This window comes from Micromonospora haikouensis (assembly GCF_900091595.1).
GTDB classification, from domain to species: domain Bacteria; phylum Actinomycetota; class Actinomycetes; order Mycobacteriales; family Micromonosporaceae; genus Micromonospora; species Micromonospora haikouensis.
Window position 1 is genome coordinate 101,821 of the sequence record NZ_FMCW01000016.1, and the last position, 16,326, is coordinate 118,146.

The 16,326-nt window shown below is 75.4% G+C and carries 13 protein-coding genes and 1 pseudogene; 1 reads left to right on the plus strand and 13 read right to left on the minus strand.

The annotated features are described in order from the left end of the window. Positions 1 to 22: 22 nt before the first annotated feature. From GA0070558_RS17930 to GA0070558_RS17990, 13 genes are all read right to left on the minus strand, one after another. On the minus strand, positions 23 to 2,089 hold the full coding sequence (locus GA0070558_RS17930) for a hypothetical protein (protein WP_218107010.1): 2,067 nt from the start codon (positions 2,087 to 2,089) through the stop codon (positions 23 to 25). 35 nt (positions 2,090 to 2,124) lie between these two features. After that, positions 2,125 to 3,195: a glycoside hydrolase family 130 protein gene (locus GA0070558_RS17935; protein WP_091281420.1), complete on the minus strand. Its 1,071-nt coding sequence runs from the start codon at positions 3,193 to 3,195 to the stop codon at positions 2,125 to 2,127. 2 nt (positions 3,196 to 3,197) lie between these two features. Further along, positions 3,198 to 4,058, minus strand: coding sequence for a carbohydrate ABC transporter permease (locus GA0070558_RS17940; protein ID WP_218107011.1), 861 nt, complete (start codon positions 4,056 to 4,058; stop codon positions 3,198 to 3,200). A 1-nt stretch (position 4,059) separates the two neighbouring features. Further along, complete coding sequence (locus GA0070558_RS17945; RefSeq protein ID WP_091281423.1) at positions 4,060 to 5,022, minus strand: carbohydrate ABC transporter permease; 963 nt, start codon at positions 5,020 to 5,022, stop codon at positions 4,060 to 4,062. Continuing rightward, entirely contained in the window at positions 5,022 to 6,305 is a 1,284-nt protein-coding gene (locus tag GA0070558_RS17950) for an extracellular solute-binding protein (protein WP_091281426.1), read from the minus strand. The genes GA0070558_RS17945 and GA0070558_RS17950 overlap by 1 nt, the downstream gene beginning before the upstream one ends. Before the next feature lie 105 nt (positions 6,306 to 6,410). After that, positions 6,411 to 7,442, minus strand: a complete 1,032-nt coding sequence (locus GA0070558_RS17955; RefSeq protein ID WP_218107012.1) for a LacI family DNA-binding transcriptional regulator — start codon at positions 7,440 to 7,442, stop codon at positions 6,411 to 6,413. Positions 7,443 to 7,723: 281 nt separating this feature from the next. Further along, positions 7,724 to 8,047, minus strand: a complete 324-nt coding sequence (locus tag GA0070558_RS17960; RefSeq protein ID WP_091281431.1) for a CU044_2847 family protein — start codon at positions 8,045 to 8,047, stop codon at positions 7,724 to 7,726. Between the two features lie 20 nt (positions 8,048 to 8,067). Continuing rightward, positions 8,068 to 9,429 carry an ABC transporter substrate-binding protein gene (locus GA0070558_RS17965; RefSeq protein WP_091281434.1) on the minus strand — a complete coding sequence of 454 codons (1,362 nt, stop codon included), beginning with the start codon at positions 9,427 to 9,429 and terminating at the stop codon, positions 8,068 to 8,070. Next, complete coding sequence (locus GA0070558_RS17970; protein WP_091281438.1) at positions 9,426 to 10,526, minus strand: GlnX family signal transduction membrane protein; 1,101 nt, start codon at positions 10,524 to 10,526, stop codon at positions 9,426 to 9,428. Before GA0070558_RS17970 ends, GA0070558_RS17965 begins: the two co-directional genes overlap by 4 nt. Before the next feature lie 282 nt (positions 10,527 to 10,808). Further along, positions 10,809 to 11,957: a vWA domain-containing protein gene (locus tag GA0070558_RS17975; RefSeq protein WP_091281441.1), complete on the minus strand. Its 1,149-nt coding sequence runs from the start codon at positions 11,955 to 11,957 to the stop codon at positions 10,809 to 10,811. A gap of 11 nt (positions 11,958 to 11,968) precedes the next feature. Beyond that, on the minus strand, positions 11,969 to 13,090 hold the full coding sequence (locus GA0070558_RS17980) for a tetratricopeptide repeat protein (RefSeq protein ID WP_091281444.1): 1,122 nt from the start codon (positions 13,088 to 13,090) through the stop codon (positions 11,969 to 11,971). 198 nt (positions 13,091 to 13,288) lie between these two features. After that, the gene (locus tag GA0070558_RS17985; RefSeq protein ID WP_091281447.1) at positions 13,289 to 14,305 is read right to left on the minus strand and encodes a hypothetical protein; all 1,017 of its coding nucleotides are present in this window, start codon (positions 14,303 to 14,305) and stop codon (positions 13,289 to 13,291) included. Next, on the minus strand, positions 14,306 to 14,941 hold the full coding sequence (locus GA0070558_RS17990) for a S1 family peptidase (protein WP_176734257.1): 636 nt from the start codon (positions 14,939 to 14,941) through the stop codon (positions 14,306 to 14,308). It lies immediately after the preceding gene. Positions 14,942 to 15,115: 174 nt separating this feature from the next. Between GA0070558_RS17990 and GA0070558_RS34465 the strand changes: the two are divergent. Next, positions 15,116 to 16,213 (plus strand): annotated as a pseudogene (locus tag GA0070558_RS34465) (MFS transporter); the annotation flags it as partial. Positions 16,214 to 16,326: the final 113 nt, after the last annotated feature.

Consider the following 16,326-nt stretch of genomic DNA (forward strand, 5'->3'; position numbering starts at 1 on the left):
CGACGGTCAGCGGCTCCGACGGTCAGCGCCGCACGACGGTGAAGCCGCCGGGCAGCACCACCGCCGGCACGGCCGCGCCGGACACCACCGTCCGCGACCGGCGCACCCCCGCCGAGTCGTACGCCTCGACGACGGCCCGCCCCGCGCCGGGCAGGGTGAGCGTGGCCGTGCGGGGCGTGCGGGCGGCGCTGCGCAGCACCGCCGTGGCGTGGCCGTCCCCGGCGACGACGAACCGGGACAGCAGCGGCTCCAGCATGACCGCGTCGACCACCGCGCCGTCCCCGGCGGCCGTGGCCACCAGCGCCGTCGCCCCCGCCGGCAGCTCGCCCGGCCCGGACGGGGTCACCGGCAGCAGCACCCCCGGCGCGGGGGAGGTGCCCTGCGCGCCGGCCTGCCCGTGCCGCACCTGGCCCAGCGGCAGCTCCCGGCCGTCGCCGGACACGCCCGCCCAGCGGGTGACCGCCGACGCGCCCGGGGTCAGGTCGACCACCGGCAGCACCAGCTCCGGCTGAGCCGACGGCGGCAGCTCCCAGCGCACGGTCGACCCGGCGGGCATCCGCACGAGGCTGCCGCCGCTGATCGACGACTCCCCGGTCCACGACGAGGCCGGGGTCACCACGGCGGCCCCGCCGTCGCGCGCGCCCTGCTCCGCCTCGACCACCCGGGTGCCGACCCGCTCCACGATCCGGCCCTGCCGGGCCGCCTGCGCCACCTGCGGCCGGGCGTCCAGGGCGAGCATGCTGAGCAGGCCGTGGATGGTCGACTCGGCCCCGGAGTTGCGGTTGACGGCCCCGTCGCCGGAGATGCCGTCGATCGTGCGCCCCGTCGCCGGGTCGTACGCCGGCACGCCGGCCGCGTTCGCGCCGAAGTACCAGGCCGCGACCACCCCGGCGAGCCGGTCGAAGCCGTCGCGCCCGGTGGCGTCGGCGACGGCGAGCAGCGACTGCAGGCGGGAGTCCACGCCGTAGGCGATCTGGCTGCGGTCCACCGGCGTGGGGATCCGCCCGTTGTCCGGGCCGCCGGAGGTGAGCAGCCACGGGGTGAACGTGGCGGAGTCGGCGACCGCCGGGTCGAGCAGCCGCCGGTCGCCGAGCGCCCTGCCGGCGGCGGCCAGCGCCGCCGGCATCTGCGAGCCCCAGCCGTGCCACATCGACCGCGACAGCGCCCACGGGCGCACCGCCCCGAACGGCCAGTGCCGGGCGTCGCCACCGGAGAGGGCGGCGATGCCCTCGGCGAAGCGGCGCAGCGCCCGGCGGGCCGCCGACCCGCCGCCGGCCCGCACGTACGCGGCCAGCCCGAGGACCGCCTCGGCGGTGGCGTCGGCCCCGTCGGCGATCAGCCACGCGGGGGTGCGCTCGCCGTCGACGGTCTGGTAGGTGCCGTACCGGGACAGGACCTGCCGCTCCAGCGCCCCGACGGCCAGGTCGAGCCGCTGGCGCAGGAAACCGGCGAACCCGGCGTCGGCGGTGCGCCAGGCCGCGTACCCCTCGCCGAGCGCCCACACGGTGCGGGCCAGCCAGTACGACGGGCCGCTGTCGGACGGGTCCGGCAGCTCCACCGGCTCGGCGCTCGGGTTGAGCGTGCCGTCGGGCTGTGCCCACAGCACCACGTTGCCGGCGTGCGGCCCGGTCGTCGTCTGCAGGTAGGTCAGCCCGCGCAGCAGTTCCTGGGAGGCGTCCCGGCTGCCCGCCGCCCCGGTCTGCGCCCAGTGCCGCAGGTAGACCACGGCGGCCCGGGACACGTCGTCGGCGTTGTACGCGCCCTGCCCCCAGGTGTCGGTGGCCGCGTCGTACGCGCCGCCGCCGACGCGGCGCAGGTCGCCGTCCGGCCCCGGCTCCGCGTACGTCCACAGCATGCCGACCTCGGGGGACTCGGCGAGCCGGTAGGTGGTGTGCCCGTCCTGGGCGGGCGGGGCGACGGCCTGGCGCAGGAAGTCCAGGTGCGCCAGGTTCGTCAGCGGCCCGCCGGCCGGCCCGGTGGCGGTGGACGGCGTGGCGGCAGGATCGGCCGGGGCGGCCCCGGCGGGGGAGCCGGCGAGCAGGGGAGTGGTCAGGGCGAGCCCGCCCAGCATCAGGGTGCGGCGCTTCACGGTGGCTCCTCGGTGCGGTCGGGACAGGGGTGTCGTCACGGCAGCCGGTCCAGCCGGGCCACGCCGATGCGGGAGTCGGCCATGCCGTAGAAGACGTAGTGGACGCCGTCGACCTCCTCGATGGCGGTCGGGAAAACCACGTTCGGCACGGTGCCGCTGCGCTCCTCGGCCAGCTCCGGCACGAGGATCGGCTCGGCGGTGCGGGCCAGCACCCGCGACGGGTCGGCCGGGTCGAGCAGCATCGCCCCGGCGGCGTACTCGACGCGCTGGGTGGTGGGGTCGAAGCCCTCGGGGATCTCGCCGGTGACCCCGTGGTGGATCAGCAGCCAGCCCTCGGGCACCCGCAGCGGCGGCGGGCCCGCGCCGATCTTCAGCTCCTCGTAGCCGAACTCCGACAGCGCCACGCAGCGGTGCCCGCGCAGCCGCACGAGCGCCCCGACATCGGCGCGCACCTCGTCGACCGGCACGTAGGAGATCCAGATGCCGGGCCGCTCGTCGGTGACGCCAGCGGGCAGGTGCACCCCCTCGCCGGGGCGGAACCAGCCCAGGTCCCACATCGGCCGGTGCAGCATCGCGAAGCAGTCCCGCCCGTCCGGGCCGGGCACCGGCTCGGGGAAGAACACGGCGTCCTTGTTGGGGAACATGTTCAGGTCGGTGTCCAGGTCGGGCTGGTAGCCGAACTGCACCGGCCCGAGCCGCCGCCAGTGCCGCAGGTCCTCCGACACCGCCAGGGCCAGGCGCGGGCCCAGCGGCCCGTACGCGACGTACGTCATCAGGTGCTTGCCGAGGTCCGGCACCCAGGTCGTGCGGGGGTCCTCGACCCCGGCGTTGTTCTTGCCCCGCTCCCAGCCCTCGTCGGGGGCCAGGACGACGCCCTCGCGGCGGACCCCGGCCGGCACGCCGTCGCGCAGCGCGACCTCGGCGAGGCCGACGCGGGACACGTTGCCCTCGGCCACGAGGCGGGGCAGCAGGTGCAGCCGCCCGTCGGGGGTGCGGCCGCTGGCCGGGTTCAACACCCCCTCGGCCTCCAGAAGCTGGCCGGGCTCGGGCGTCATCACGACGCCGACCCTGGTCAGGGTGTAGGGGACGGTGGTGGAGACAGTCATCGTCAACCTTTCACGCCGGAACCGATGTCGGTGGAGACGAAGTGCTTCTGGAAGGCCAGGAACAGGCCGACCGCCGGGGCGGCCAGGACGCACGCCCCGGCCAGCACCGCCCCGTACGGGTTGGCGGCGCGGGCCGCCACGTTGCTGATGTAGTTGGCCAGCGAGACCGCCAGCGGCTGCATGTCCGCCTGCTTGGTCACCAGGAACGGCCACAGGAACTCGTTCCACGGGCCGATGAACGTCAACAGGACGACGGTCAGCAGCGCCGGGCGCACCAGCGGCAGCGCCACCGACCAGAGCACCCGCAGCTCGCCCGCGCCGTCGACGCGGGCGGCGGCGAACAGCTCGTCGGGCAGCTGCAGGAAGAACTGCCGGAACACGAACACGGCCGTGGTGTTGATCGCGAACGGCAGGATCATCCCGAGGTACGAGTCGGCCAGCCCGTAGCCGCGCACGATCAGCACGTACAGCGGGATCAGCAGGAGCTGGAACGGGATCACCTGCACCAGCAGCACGAGCGCGAACAGCGTGCCCCGGCCGCGGAAGCGCAGCCGGGCCAGCGCGTAGCCGGCGAGGATGCCGAAGACGACCGTGCAGGCGATCACCCCGCCGGTGAAGATCCCCGAGTTGACCAGGGAGCCGAGCAGGTCGACCCGGGCGTTGATGTCCCGGTAGTTGTCCAGGGTCAGCCCCGAGGTCGGGAACGCCCCGGCCGGGGAGGTGTCCGGTTCGGCCTGCAACGAGCCGACGAACATGTAGTAGAAGGGGAACAGGAAGACCAGCGCGCCGCCGAACAGCGCGACGGCGCGCAGCGCCGTGGCCAGCCGGCCGCCGGTGGTGGGCTTCGCGGGGGTGCGTGGCATGTCAGTCCCTCTCCAGCAGCCGCCGGTTGATCGCCGAGACCACCAGCACGCCGATCACCAGCAGCACGCCGATGGCGGCGGCCACGTCGGGCTGGCCCTGCTGGATGCCGCGCTGGTACATGACCAGCACCGGCGACGCCGACGACCCGTTCGGCCCCCCGCCGCCGGTGAGCAGGTACGGCTCGGTGAACAGGTTCGCGCCGGTGATGGTGGCCAGGATGACCACCAGGGCGGTCGCCGGGCGCACCGCCGGCACGGTCACCGACCGGAACCGGGCCCACGCCGACGCCCCGTCCACGGCCGCCGACTCGTACAGCTCCTTCGGCACGTTCTGCAGCGCGGCGAGGTAGAGCAGGATGAAGAAGCCGAGCTGCTTCCAGGCCACGAACACGGCGATCACCGGCATCGCGAGGCCCTCGTTGACCAGCCAGGACGGGTCGGGCGCCAGCGGACCGAGCACCCGGTTGACCAGCCCGTCGGAGTTGAACAGGAACAGCCACACCCCGACGACGGCGACGCTCGCGGTGACGTACGGGACGTAGAAGGCGACCCGCAGGAACGTCCGCGCCCGCACCACCCTGTTCAGCGCCACCGCCAGCAGCAGCGCCAGCCCGGCGGTGAGCGGCACGTTGATGACGAGGAAGACGCCGATGTTGCCGAACGCCTGGCGCACCTGCGGGTCGGTCAGCACCGCGCGGTAGTTGTCGAGCCCGACGAAGGGCCGGTCCACCACCGCGCCGGGGGCGGCGAAGAAGTAGTCGTGGAAGCTCATCCAGACCGCGAACCCGAGCGGGTAGGCGAAGACCGCGGCGACGAACACGGCGTACGGCGCGGCCAGGAGCAGGCCCACCGGGTGGCGGCCGAGCACCGCCGCCACCCGGCCGCGCGGGGCGCGGCGTCCGGCGCCGTCGCCGCCGGCCACCGGCCCGGCCTTGGCGGCGGCTGCGGCGTGGGCGGCGGCCATCAGGAGGCGGCGAGCTGCTCGGCCTTCTCCGCGGCGGCGGAGAGGGCGTCGGGCACCGGCTTCTTACCGAAGATCACCGACTCGGTGTACGCGTCGCGGAACGCCTGCCAGATCGCCACCGAGTTCGGCACGTTGGGCACCTCGACGGTGCGCGCGGCCTGCTGGGCGAAGCCCTGGTAGGCCGGGTTCTTCGCGAAGTAGTCAGGGTAGGCGGCCGGCAGGTCGGCCCGCAGCGGCATCTGACCGGTGGCGGTGAGCAGCGCGCCGTCCTGCTCCTTGCTGGTGGCGAACGTCAGCACGTCCCAGGCGGTGGCGCGGTTCTGGCAGGCCGAGTACATGGCGACGTTCTTGGCGTCGCTGAACGTCCGCACCTGGTCGGCGGGGATGCCGGTGGAGGTGGGCACCGGCACGGCGCCCCAGGAGACCTTGTCCCGGTAGACCGAGATGGCCCACGGGCCGACGATGGCCATGGCGGCCTTGCCGTCGGCGAAGGAGTCGCCGTTGTACTTCTCCCTGGGGGCCAGGCCCTCGGCGTAGAGGGTCTTCCAGAACTCCGCGACCCGCTGCCCCTCGGGGGAGTTGAACTGTGGCTTGCCGCCGTCGAGGAGCTGCTTGCCGCCGGTCTCGGCGGCGAACAGTGGGTAGAAGTCGAACCAGGACTGGAAGAACTCGCTGGTCGGCGCGGGGTAGATGGCGGCCGGGGCGGCGCCGGAAGACTTGATCTTGCGGGCGGCGGCGAGGAACTGGTCGTACGTGGCCAGCTGCGGCTTCTCCGGGTCGAGGCCCGCCTTGGCGAAGACCTTCTTGTTGTAGAAGATCATCACCGGGTTCGACTTCCACGGCAGCTGGTAGAACTTGCCGTCCGGCGACTTGTACTGCCCGGCCGTCTCGCCCGTGCGTTCGGTGATGTAGTCGGTGGCGCCGGCGAAGGAGTCGAGCGCGACGAGGCCACCCTGCTTCTGGAACTGCGGCACGGCGGCGGGGGCGGTGTTGAAGATCAGGCACGGGGCGTTGCCGGCGGTGATGGCCGCCCCGATGACCTCCTCGGAGCTGGTGCCGGCCGGGATCTCCTGGGCGGTGATCGTCTGGTCGGCGTGCTGGGCGTTCCACGCCTGCACCATCGCCTTGCCCCAGGCGACCTCCTCGGCGTTGTTGGACAGCCAGATGGTGATCGGGCCGCGGGCGGCGTTGGCCTTGCCGGCGTCGCCGCCGCCGGAGTCGCCGCAGCCGGCGGTGGCGGCCAGGGCGACGGTCAGCAGGGCGGCGGGAAGGGTCCGTCTCATGTCTTCTCCGATCCGGGACGGGGTCAGGTTCGTCCGCCCGCCGGGCCGGTGGCCGTCGGCGGTGCGGGTGAGGCGGTGCTGGGGTCGGGGTGTGGTGGGCTCTGTTCAGGGGTGTCGGGTGGGCGGTGGCGCCGTCGATCCGCGCACGACCAGCGGCGCGGGTGGGGTGGGGATGTCCGCGCCGGGCCGGCCGTCGATGAGGTCGAGCAGGGCGTCCGCAGCGGCCCGGCCCCAGCCGAAGGGGTCGGTGCGGACGGTGGTGAGGGTGGGGGTGACGTAGCCGGCGAGCTCCGTGTCGTCGAAGCCGGTGATCGACAGCTCGTCGGGCACCCTGATGCCGAGCTGGACGGCGACCGAGAGGCCGGCGATCGCCATCAGGTCGTTGCCGTAGACGATCGCGGTGGGCGGGTCGTCGGTGTCCAGCAGCGCGCGGGTGGCCTGCGCACCGCCGGCCGCCGAGAAGTCCGACTCGACGCACGGGCCGGCGGTCAGGCCGGCGTCGGCGAGGGCCTGCTCCCACGCCTGGCGGCGCACGGAGCCGTGCAGGAAGTGCAGCGGCCCCGAGACGTGGGCGATGCGGCGGTGCCCGAGCCCCGCCAGGTGGGCCACGGCCGCCGTGACCCCGGGCCGGTCGTCGACCAGCAGCGCGGGATGGTTGCTGGGCACGTCCGGCCGGCCGATGGTGACCGCCGGCAGCCCCAGCTCGGCCAGCAGGGCGATCCGCGGGTCGCCGAGCCGCAGGTCGAGCACGAACACCCCGTCGACCCGCTCGGCCGTGGCGAGCCGGCGGTAGCTGGTCTCCTCCACCGACAGGTCCGGCACCACCTGGAGCACCAGCGACTGCCCCCGGTCGGACAGGGTCCGCTCCACGCCGGCGATGAACGACGGGTAGAACGGGTCGGCCCCGAGCAGCTCGGGCGGCCGCGCGATCACCATGCCGACGCTGAACGCCCGCGACGCGGACAGGGCCCGGGCCCGGTGGCTCGGGGTCCAGCCCAGCGACGCGGCCACGGCCAGGATGCGGGCGCGGGTCTCCTCGGCTACCCCGGGACGCCCGTTGAGGGCGAAGGACACCGCGCCCTTGGACACTCCGGCCGCCTTCGCGACGTCGGTGATGGTCGGTCGGCTCGGTCCCACGCGCGGCATCCTCTCGGCCATAGTCCGGCAATGCTCGGTTCACACCGCTGCAACAAACGCCCCCCGTTGGAGAGGGACGCTAGACCGGTTTAGTAGCCCGCGCAAGCCCAGCGCCGATCCCGTTCGCCCGGTCCCGACGCGCTCACGCAGCGTCGCCGGGATGGACTCCGGGCACGCGAAGGGCCGCCCGGCGGATCGCCGGGCGGCCCGATGTCGCCGCGTACGCGCAGGTCAGGACGGGGTGTGAGCGCCGGCGGACGACGTCACCCCGACGGCGCCGCTCAGGCGCTCGGCTCCCGGTGCCAGCGCACGGTCACCTGGAGCTGCCCCTGCACGCCGGTGCGGGCGATCAGCGCGCCCGCGTCGGCCGTCAGCTGGATCCCGAAGCTGATCTCCACCTCGTCCGGTCGGTCCACCATGGAGCGGAACTCGGTCAGCGCGGCCGACGCGGCGTCCCGCGCCTGGCCGATCGCCTTGTTGAAGCTCACCCCGGCCCGGCGGAGCACGTTGTCGGCGACGGACGCCGGGGCGATCCCCGGCGTCTCGTCCACGGCCACGAGCACGGTCCCCCCGCCGTCGAGGGCGAACTCGACCACCTCGCTCATCCACTGTCCCTTCTCGATGGCTACCCCGGTGGGCTGAGGCACGGCAGCCCCAGCCACTCGTCCTCCCGCGTCTGGCTCCGCACGATATCCAGCTCGGTCAACAGGCTGCCCAGCAACGCGGGATCGTCCAGGTACTGCAGGACGGCCGAGTGGAACGCGGCGGTCATCGCCGCCGGCATCATGTCCGAGGCGTCGCGGCAGAGCGTGGCGGTGGTGAGGGTCTGCGCGATGCGGCGCGGCAGGCCCGCCGGGTGGGCCGCCGCAGTGGCCTGAGCGTTGAGGGTGAAGGCCAGGCCGCCGTTCGCCGCCCGCCACACCTGGCGGGCCTGCTCGCCGGCCAGGAAACGGATCAACGTCCGGGCCTCCGGCGAGTCCGCGAACATGCCCACCACGTCCTCGGAGATCTCCCGCACCGGCGCGCCCGCCGTCGGGCCGAACGTGGGCGAGGGGAAGAAGCCGACCGCGGGTGGCGGACTGTCCGGATCGGACCCCTGGTAGGTGCGGACGATGAACGAGCCCTGATGGTCGAGGAGGCAACTCGGGCTCCTGCCGAACATGCCCCGCCCCGCCACGTCGAAGTTGGTGAGCAGGGGGGTGCGGGTGGGCCGCCCCGCCCCCACCAGCGCGCCCCACGCCTGCCAGGCCTCCCGCACCTCTTGCGAACTCCACGCCTGCTGCCCCGCCGCCCAGCGCTGGTAGACGGTCTGCCCGGAGCGGTGCAGCAGGATGTCCTCGATCCAGTCGGTGCCGGGCCACCCGGACTGCGGCTGCGCCCCCATCCCGAGGCACCACGGCACGATCCCGCGCGTCTCGATGTCGCGGGTCAGGGCGACCAGTTCCGCCCACGTCGCCGGGGACCTGCGCACGGTGGGGCCGGCGGGGCCGTCCGTCCGATACCAGACCAGGCTCTTGGCGTGCACGGCGACGGACAGCCCGTACACCCGGGCATGCGTGCCGTTCGGGGGCGTGAGCTGGAGCAGTTGCCGTGCCAGGCCCGGCTGCTCGGCCGGGACGAGGACGTCGTCGAGCGGGTACAGGTCGCCGCTCTGCACGTACGTCTTCAGGTCGTTGAGCCGGGGCAGCACCGCGACGTCCGGCGGCCGGCCCCGGTCGGCCCCGGACCGCAGCACCTGGCTGACGTCCCGGGTGCCCTGGTAGTTGACCTTGATCTTGTGCTTGTGCTCCTTCATGAAGGCGTCCAACACCGCCAGGAAGGGCCCGGCTTCGCTGCGCCGCCTCCGCTCCTCCTCGGTGGCGCCCTCGCCGTCGGTCGACCAGGACGCGACGACGCTCAGGGTGCGCGGCGGTGGGGAATGGGCGCAGGCGGCCAGGCCGGCGCCGACGAGCAGGACCGGGACCAGGGCGAGCGCGCCGCGTCTCATCGCTGTCGATACCTGTATTCCTCTAGTCGGGGCAGGAGCCCGAAGATCACCAGGGTGGCGGCGAGTAGGGACGCCGCGAGCAGGACGATCTCGCCGCCGCGGCTGTTCGCGCCCCGCGCCGCCAGCGTGGTGGCCTCCTGACTGTGCGTCCACGCCTTCCCGGCGGGAGAATCGGGCCCGTCGTCCGACGCCGCCTTCCGGGGAGGGCGCGGCTGCGCGACCGTGTCCGGGCACGGCGTCGGTGCGTAGGCGGCGGCGAGCAGGGCGGCCAGCCGCCCGGCGTCCCGATCGACCAGCGAGGTGAGCTGCGTCTCCCGGGCCCTGGCAGCCGAACCCGTCTCGGTCCGGGCGTCGGCGAGCTGGTCGGTCGAGCGCAGGCTCGTCGCGGTGGTGCCGCCCATCGCCACCACCGCGAGCGTCGCCAGCAGCAGCGGCGCGTTGAGCACCCGCCGGAACCGGTCGCGCAGGAACAGCTGGGCGGCGACCAGGAGCCCGCCGAGGACGAGCACCTGCAGCAGCCAGAGCAGGACCATCGCGGGGCCCGTCCACGTCCCGTCGACCTGCCGATCCAGCGCCGCGACCTGCTTGCCTCTCAGCAGGTCGAGGCGGTCCAGGATCTCCTCCAACAGGCCCGACGCGTCGCGCAGCGCGGCGGCGCCCAGCGCCCCGCCGCCGGGCTGGGCGAAGCGCGCGTGGGCCCGCTCGATCAGACCGGTGTAGGTGACCAGCGACGCCTCGACGACCTGGATGTCGCGACTGCCCTCGTCGCCGGCGGCGTTGTCCTCCGCGACCTCGGCCAGGTGCTGGCCCGCGCGGGCGATCTGGTTCTGGTAGTCCTCGCCCGGGCCGGCGAGCAGCCGGGTGCCGGCGGCGAAGCTGGCCACCGCCGCGCCGTGGGCCTCCCGCAGGGCGACCTGGGTGTCGTACACGGCCAGGATCGCCGGCACGGAACGGTCGTACGCGGCCTCCGTGGTGCGTTGCACCCCGAGGAAGACCGCGAGGCAGCCGGCCAGCGCGACCGCGTTCGCGGCGAGCAGCGCCCACAGCAACCGCAGCAGCGTCCGCCGGGTGGTGCTGGTCAGCGCCGTGCCGCTCACGTCGGCACCGGGCCGGCGTCGGCGGGGTCGGTGAACTCGTGGCGGCACCGCTGGCAGAACCGGGCGTCCGGCGGCGAGCGGTGGCCGGCCGGGCAGACCCGGGGCGGGGCGTCGGCGGCCGGCACGGGCCCCGACGCCGCCCGCGGCCCCTGGTCGCGCACCGTGACCGACGACCGCACGGCCACGCTGATCACGTCGAGCCGGGGCAGGTCGTCGCGCAGGCGTACCGAGGTGGCGTCGACGTCCTCGACGAGCAGCCGAAGCTGCTCCAGGTGGAACGCGTCACCGGCGGCGGTGGCCAGCTCCACCGCGCGGCCGAGCAGCTGCGCGGCGGTCGCCCGGTCGCCCGTGTCGTACGCGTCGCAGCCGTCGGCGATGAGCCGGCTCAGCTCCTCCTGCCCCGTGTAGTGGGCCACCCGCGGGTCGATCCGGCTGGACAGGGCCAGGTCCTCCGTCCAGTGCGCCAGGACGTTCACCGGCCGGGCGGCCGGGGCGTCGTCCACCAGCAGGTCGACGCGGGCGACCCGCAGGTCCTCGCCCGTCGGCCGGCCCGCCGGGTCCACCTCGAGGCACAGGTGGTATTCCCGGCTCTCCGCCCCCCCAGGAGCCGGTCGCGCAGGCCACGGACCGGTCGTCGACCGGCGTCACGGGCAGCTCCATGATCGTGGGATGCACCTGCCGGCAGGACAGCACCCGCGCCGGCGGCACCACGGCGATCCGCAGGCCCGCCCGGGCCACCCGCTTGGCCATCGTGGCCCGCATGGTCGCCCGGAAGTCGGCCTCCAACTCCTCGGGCCGACGGACCGCGTCGGCGGTGCCGTGCAGCGCCTCGGCGACGCGCGTCAGCTCGCGGGGCTCCCAGGCGTCGCCGACGCCCCGGGCGTCGCAGACGAACTGCCCCGCGCAGGCCGCCAGCACCTCCGCGAGCCGCTGCGGCGTCTCGTGCTCGTTGCGGCCGTCGGTGAGCAGCAGGGCGTGCCGGATCGCCTCGGGGTGCTCCGCCAGCAGCTCCCGGGCCAGCTCCAGCCAGCTGCCGATCGCCGTGCCGCCGGCCGCGGCGAGCCGGCCCAGCTCGCGCCGGGCCGCGTCCCGGGTGGCCGGTGCGGCGGCGGCCAGGCCCCGGTGGGCGGGGTAGACCATCCGGGCCTCGTGGGTGCCCTCCACCACGGCGAAGCGGACCCCGTCCGGGAGCATCTCGACGGCCGCGGCGGTGGCCCGCCGGGCCGCGCCGAGCTTCGTCGGCGGGTGCGCCATGGACCCGGAGCAGTCGACGACGATCACCTCCGCGTAGCGGGCCCCGTCGACCTCCGCCGGGCCGTCGCCCGCCCCGGCGGACGCGGTGACGGTGAGGATCGCGTGCAACTGGCGGTCTCCCGTGGACAGGAAGCGGTCGTGGTCGATCCGCAGGTCGAAGTCGAGCGCGCTGGACACCGGGTCGCTCCTCACCGTGATCGCAGGAAGGTCAGTGGCCGGACCGCGTTCGCCCGGTCGACGAGGACACCGTGGTCGTTGGCCGTGCGCGCCTGCCGGGCCAGGTCCCGCAGGGAGCTCTCCAGCAGCCGCCGCAGGGACCGCTCCGACGGCGCGTCGCCCAGCGTCTCGCCGCCGGCCAGGCCGGCGGCGCCGTGCACGAGGACCCGGCCCAGGGCGGCCTGCCGGAGCACCGCCGTCATCCGGTCGCGGGCCTCCCCGTGCCGGGCGCCCCCGTCCAGCCGCAGCCGGCCGAGGCGGCGCACCGCCTCGTTGAGGTGCTCCGCGCCGGGCGGGTCGTCGCCGAGCCGGGCGGCCAGCACCCGCACGGCCGCGACCTGGGCGGCGTCGTAGTGCCGGGACACGCGGGGGACGCCGTCGAGGAACCGCACCGCCGCCGCCCGGTCGCCGTCGGCCAGCCGCAGCCGGGCCAGCCCGAACGCGGCGCTGGCGGCCGACCGGTCCCGACGCCACACCGCCCGGTAGTAGCGGGTCGCCTCGCCGGCGTCGCCCCGCTGCTCCGCGCAGTAGCCGAGCGCCAGCTTCGGCGCCACCTCGCCCGGCAGCTCCGCGTACGCCCGGTCGAACCGCTCGGTGGCCTCGGCCACGGCGGACCGGGCGAGCGCCAGCAGGCCGTGGTGCCAGACCAGCCGCCAGTCGGCCACCGCGTCCTCGGCCAGCAGCCCGGCCGCGACGGCCAGGGCCTCCTCGGCCGGGCCCGCCCCGGCCAGCTCCAGGTGCGCCCGGCAGCGCGACAGCTGGACCTCGACCGAGGCCGTCTCGAACGCCGCGAGCCGGGCCAGCAGGCTGCGGGGGTCGAGCGCGCCGATCAGGTGCAGGGCGGGGGTGGCGGGGTCGCCGGCCGCGGGGCGGGGCACCGGCAGGCCGGTGGCCACCGAGGGCGGCGCCGGGCGGCCGTGGTGCGGCAGGTCGGCGGCGGCCGGGTCCGTCCAGGCGGCCAGCCCCGGCACCGCGCCGAGCCCGGCGTCGAGCAGCGCCGCCGTGGGGGCGAACACGGTCGACGGTTCCTGGCCACGGTCGGCCGGGGGAGCCGGCAACAGCTCTCGCAGCACGCCCTTGAGCTGCTCGGACATCTCGGAGGCGGACGCGAAGCGGCGACGCCACTCGGGATGGGCGGCCCGGGCGACCAGCCGCCCGAAGGACTCCGCCCCGAGGTCGGGCTCGCGGCCGGGCGCGCGCCGGCCGCGTCGGCCAGGGCGCGAGGCCGCAGACCTCGCAGAAGCCGTCGGCGTCGACGACGCCCGGACAGTCCGGGGTACGCGCACAGCGCATCAGGACGGCGCCCCTTCCCGCCGGTCGTCGAGGGCACGGCGGACCGCCTCGGCGTAGGCGTGCACGGCGTCGGCGAGGTCGCAGGGGCCGGCCCAGAGCAGGTCGTGGGCCCGCCGGTAGAACCGCCCGATACCCCGGTGCTCGGTCAACCCGCCGGCGACGGCGCGGGCCCGGTGCGCGTCCAGCAGCCCCCGCAGCTGCTGGTGCTCGGTGGCCCGCGCGGTCAGCTCGTGTCGCAGCGCGGTCACCTCGTGCAGGGCCCGGTCGGTGCCCTGCTCCATGGCGGCCAGGTGCTCCAGCAACGGGCCGGGGTCGGGCTCCCGGGCCGCGGCCAGCAGCGCGGTGAGCCGGATCCGCAGCTGGCTGGCCCGCGGCTTTGCCGGTGGCAGCCCGCGCACGCGTGCCTCGATCCGGCGGCGGTTTTCGCGGGCCAGGTGTTCGGCCTCGCGCAGCCCGGCGATCCGGCGGGCCAGCAGCGCGAGCCGCAGGCCGACCGCCGGGCTGCGGAAGCCCACCAGAATCCGCAGGTCGCGTTCGGCGGCACGGTCGACGATCGGGCCGACGACGTCGTCGACCAGCGCCTTGGAGTCGCTCGACTCGTCCACGCCGTCGATCAGCAGCGACCGGGGCGACGCGTCGCCGAGCAGGTCGCCCGCCGCGGCCTCCGCCGGGGGCCCGGTGGAGCCGACGAAGCCCAGGATCCGCGCGGCCAGCTCCCGTGGTGGCTTGCCGGCGGCGTCCAGCGCCAGGTCGATGCTGCCCAGCGGCGGCAGCGACGGGTCCCGCTCGGCGGCGGCCGGATCGACCGACGACGGCCGGAGCTGCCGGTTGGACAGCACCACGGCCCGGCGCACGGTGGCCGAGGCCGTCGACGTGGGCGGACCGGTGACGACCACCAGGACGTTCTGCGGTGAGCGGCGGGCGAAGAACTCGGCCGTGCGCCGGGCGACCTCGCCGTCCTCCCGGCCGCCGCCCACCGACGTCAACTCCCGGTCGACGGAGGAGTCGCCGACCACTCACGCCTGGAGCAGGGGCAGATGGTTGAGCAGTGTCTCCACGGGGATCATGAACGAACGGCCGGAGGCGGGGCCGCTGTAGTAGGAGACCACCATGCCCACCACGTAGCCGGTGTCGTTGTCGACCGCCGCCGCGCCGCTGAACCCGCTGCGCACCCGGAGCCCGGGGGTCGCCGGGCTCGGATCCATCTGCATCCACTCGTTGGCCGGGCCCGTGCCCCCGTGCAGGACGGCGTGGACGGTCTCGCCGTCGCGGAACTCCTTGGGAAAGCCGAAGGCGTAGACGTGCTTCTCCCACAGCGGCAGCCGCCGCAGCTCGGCGCCCGGGCGGTCGGGGACCGGATCGGAGAGTTCGAGCAGGGCGATGTCGCCCTGGCCTTCCTTGCCCGCCGGCACCCAGCCGCCGGCCACGACCCCGGCGGACCGGGCGGGCAGCCGGGGCAGGCGGACCAGCTCGACCTGGACCCGGTCGGCGGGCGGGTCAGCCCCGGCCGCCGCGCGGCCGACCGCACGGTCGACGACGTGGGCGCAGGTGAGGACGTGCCGGTCGCCCAGCAGCGTCCCGCTGCCGAGGATCAGGCCGCTGACGCCACGGATGCGCACCACCCATGGCTGACGGCCGTGATGCTCCTTCACCTGTGCATGGTATTCGCAGATCCTTTCGGGGGTGGGGCGCGGAATTGACCGTTGTAAGAAAGACGACTCGGTCGCGAAACGCGAAAGAGGCGGTGGCCGACCCCATTCGGGAATTGCCGCCACCGCGATTCCCAGGGCCCGCGCGGCCCCTCCCGGTGGGCTACCCTTTGCCCGGTGACGGCGACCACGGGGACGTCGGTCGCGCCCGCGCCGCCGGGGCGCAGCCGGGGCTTCCGCGCGCTCTGGGCGGCGCAGGTCCTCTCCGTGCTCGGCGACTCGTTCTCCCAGCTCGCGGTGCCGTTGCTGGTGCTCGACGCGACCGGGTCGATCGCCACGGCCGGCCTGCTCACCGGCGCGTCCGGCGCGGCCGCGGTGGTCGCCGGCCTGTTCGCCGGCGTCGTCGCGGACCGCTTCGACCGGCGGGCGCTGCTGGTCGGCGCGGACGCGGCGCGGATGCTGCTGTTCGCGGTGGTCCCGCTGGTGTGGTGGCTGGCCCCGACCCCACCGGTCTGGCCGCTGTTCGTGCTGCTGCCGCTGGCCGCGGCGATCGGGATGGTGTTCCAGGTCGCCGCCGTCACGGCGGTGCGCGGCCTGGTCGACGGCCCGGAGCTGACCCGGGCGAACGGCCGGCTGCACGCCGGCACCGCCCTCGCGGCGGTCGCGGGGCCCGCGCTGGCCGGCGCCGTGTCCGGCTGGTGGGGCCCGGCCGGCGCGCTCGCCGTCGACGCCGCCAGCTTCGGCGTCTCCGGGGCGCTGCTGACGCTGGTACGCCTTCCCGCCCGTCGCGCCGCGACCGCCGACGCGGCGGGCCGCGCGGGGCCGTGGGCGGAGTTCCTCGCCGGGGCGCGGTTCCTGTGGCGTCACCGGGTGCTGCGCCCGCTGACCGCGCTGCTGACCGTCTTCCTCCTGCTCATCTACGGCATGGACGACGTGGTCGTCTACCACCTCAAGCACGGCCTGCACCAGCCCGACGGCACGGTCGGCCTGGTGCTCGCCGCCGGCGCCGCGGGCACGGTCACCGGATCGCTGGTCGTCGCGCGGCTGCGCCGGCGGTTCGGGTTCGGGGCGTGCTGGATCGGCGCGGTCGCGGCCACCGGCGGCGCGGTCGCGGCCCTCGCGTCGACCCGCCGGCCCGCCGAGGTCGGCGCGCTCGTGGCCGTCTACTTCGGCTGCCTCAGCGTCGGCGGCATCTGCTCGCTGTCGCTGCGCCAGGAGGTGACGCCGGAGCACCTGCTCGGCCGGGTCACCGCCGCGTTCTGGACGATCCACTTCTCCCTCGGCGGCGTTCACCTGGCTGGCCCAGCGCCACGGCGCGCCGGTGACCTTCGTCGTGGCCGGGGCCGGCGGGGTCGCGGTGGCGGTCGCCGCCCTGTGCACCGCCGTGC

Coding starts and splice junctions, on each gene's coding strand:
- GA0070558_RS17935 (WP_091281420.1), bottom strand. CDS start 3,195: ATGACTGTCTCCACCACCGTCCCCTACACCCTGACCAGGGTCGGCGTC.
- GA0070558_RS17940 (WP_218107011.1), bottom strand. CDS start 4,058: ATGCCACGCACCCCCGCGAAGCCCACCACCGGCGGCCGGCTGGCCACG.
- GA0070558_RS17945 (WP_091281423.1), bottom strand. CDS start 5,022: ATGGCCGCCGCCCACGCCGCAGCCGCCGCCAAGGCCGGGCCGGTGGCC.
- GA0070558_RS17950 (WP_091281426.1), bottom strand. CDS start 6,305: ATGAGACGGACCCTTCCCGCCGCCCTGCTGACCGTCGCCCTGGCCGCC.
- GA0070558_RS17960 (WP_091281431.1), bottom strand. CDS start 8,047: ATGAGCGAGGTGGTCGAGTTCGCCCTCGACGGCGGGGGGACCGTGCTC.
- GA0070558_RS17965 (WP_091281434.1), bottom strand. CDS start 9,429: ATGAGACGCGGCGCGCTCGCCCTGGTCCCGGTCCTGCTCGTCGGCGCC.
- GA0070558_RS17980 (WP_091281444.1), bottom strand. CDS start 13,090: ATGTCCGAGCAGCTCAAGGGCGTGCTGCGAGAGCTGTTGCCGGCTCCC.